Source organism: Paenibacillus cisolokensis (genome assembly GCF_050481165.1).
GTDB classification, from domain to species: Bacteria; Bacillota; Bacilli; order Paenibacillales; family Paenibacillaceae; genus Paenibacillus_AH; species Paenibacillus_AH cisolokensis.
In genome coordinates this window covers 1-2,466 of the sequence record NZ_JBCNFP010000217.1, presented here as the reverse complement: position 1 = coordinate 2,466, position 2,466 = coordinate 1, and the positions used below count along the sequence as shown (strand labels likewise).

At 34.8% G+C, this 2,466-nt stretch carries 1 protein-coding gene; it reads left to right on the top strand.

Going from position 1 to position 2,466, the window contains the following annotated elements; genetic code table 11:
• Positions 1 to 2,371, top strand: a 2,371-nt coding sequence (locus ABEV74_RS23195; protein ID WP_430150116.1) for an AAA family ATPase, incomplete at its 5' end; no start/stop codon positions are given.
• Positions 2,372 to 2,466 lie beyond the last annotated feature (95 nt).

Sequence of the window (2,466 nt, the reverse complement as noted above, 5' to 3'; positions counted from 1 at the left end):
CTTTCCGATTTCATGTTTAAGATTGGTATCGATCGGTGAAGTAAAGGGAATCAATGCATTAAATCCTAGAAAGCCGTTACAATTTGGTTCAGGTCAATTAACTATAGTTTACGGTCAAAATGGCTCCGGGAAATCGAGTTATGTAAAATTGTTAAAACATGTGTGTGGAGGGCGAGAACCTGGAAAGTTGATAGGGAACGTCTTTCAAGAGGAAGCTGTCCAAAAACAAGAATGTACAATTGTTTATAACGATGGAGCTGCTGATCATCAAATAAAATGGAGCTCAGAACAAGGGACTATAGAGCAATTAAATAGTATTCAACTTTATGATACTGCATGTGCAAATGTCTACGTTAATGAAGAGAATGAAGTCGCTTATGAGCCATGGTTGCTTACTTTCTTTACCGAACTAACTGATGTTTGTCAAAAAGTTGGACAAGCTTTGAAGGAAGAAAACGATAGAATAGAAATAAAGCCATATAATCTTCCGAAAGAATATCAAGATACCAAGGCAGGAGCTTGGCTTCAGAAAATTAATAATAAAACCACTTCCGATGATGTTGAAAAAAATTGTAGTTGGAGTAACACTGATGAACAATTACTTAATGAGTTAAAACAACTTCTTGGAGAAACAAATCCTATTGAAAAGGCGAATAAACTAAATCAAATAGCAAAAAACGCCAAAAGTTTAATTAATAAATTGCAAGAATTAATAGAGAAATATAGTGATGAAAATATTTCAAAAATCCTTAGTGAGAAAAATGAAATGGTTGTAAAGAAAAAGGCAGCAGAAGAAGATGCGTTGAAAATTTTTGAAGGCTCCTCTTTTGAAGGAATTGGCACAGAGAGTTGGAAATTGTTGTGGCAACATGCGCGCGAATTCTCTGAAAAACATGCCTACCCTCAATTTCCTTTTCCTTATACAGGGGACGACTCGAAATGTGTTTTGTGTCATCAACCATTAACAGATGATGCAAAGCAGAGATTTATCAATTTTGAAAGTTATGTTAAAGGGGCATTAATGAAAGAGGCCGAAGTCGCTGAAGAGCATTTTAAGCTGTCAAAAATGGGTCTGCCAGAAATTCCAACCGATGAATCCATTATACTGCATCTTAATTCTATAGGATTGACTGATGAAATAGAAATTAGAAAATTTATTGGGCTTTTAACTACTCTGCGGAAACGAAAAGAAGCAATAGACAAAGTGCAAAATTTGGAGGAATTAATTCCATTTCCAGAACATACTTTGACAGATTCGTTATCTGAAATTGCTTCGACTTATGAGCAGCAGTCATCGAGTTTAATGAGTTTAGTTGAACAGGATAACAGAAAGGAAATTTCCGAAAAAATAAAAGAATTGGAAGCAAGAAAATGGATTGCTCAACAACAACAACTTATTACGGAGAACATTGAAAAATTAAAACTTCGAACTAAGTTAGAACAATCGATAAGACTTACAAATACTCAAGCACTTTCGACAAAAAAATCGGAACTGTCCGATAAATTAATTACTGCTGAGTATATAAAAAGATTTAACCAAGAGCTTAAGGCATTAGGTGGCAATAGGTTAAAAGTTGAGTTGGTCAAATCAAGAGCACAAAGAGGACATATATTTCATAAGATTCAACTTAAGGATTGCAAGTTACCAGTAAAGGCGGCAGATGTCTTAAGTGAGGGAGAGTTTAGGATTGTTTCGCTTGCTGGTTTTATAGCTGACGTTGAGGCAAATCCGCACAATACTCCATTTATATTTGATGATCCTATATCATCTCTGGATCAGGATTTTGAGGAAGCTACGGTTGAACGTCTTGTTAGACTCAGCGAAAAGAGACAAGTTATTGTTTTTACACATCGGATTTCTTTGTTAACTTTGTTGTTTGAACAAGCGAAAAAGAAAAATATTGAATCAAATATTATTTGTTTACGATCTGAGGTTTGGGGAACAGGAGAACCTGGAGAACTTCCAATTTACGTTAACAAAACAGAGAGAGCATTGAATTCGCTGTTAAATGATAGATTATCTAAGGCCAAAAAAATTCTTAATGAGGAAGGCAGGGAAGAATATGATGTTTATGTAAAAGGTTTATGCAGCGATTTTCGGAGTTTGCTTGAACGAATTATAGAATATGATCTGATGTCTGATGTAGTACATCGTTTTAGAAGAGCAGTTAACACCATGGGTAAAATACATAGGTTAGCACTGATAAAACAGGAAGATTGTCGTTTATTTGATGAATTTATGACCAAGTATTCTAGGTACGAGCATTCACAATCAATGGAATCACCTGTTGATATGCCTGATCCTGATGAAATAAAAGCAGATATGGAAAAAATAAAATCATGGCTAGAAGAATTTAAATCTAGAAGTTAGATCAATATACTGTTTTCCCTATAGCTCAACCGTCTCGATTCTAAAAGAATCTGACGGTTTTATTGTTCTAGAAGTAATTAGGGCTTGCTGAACAA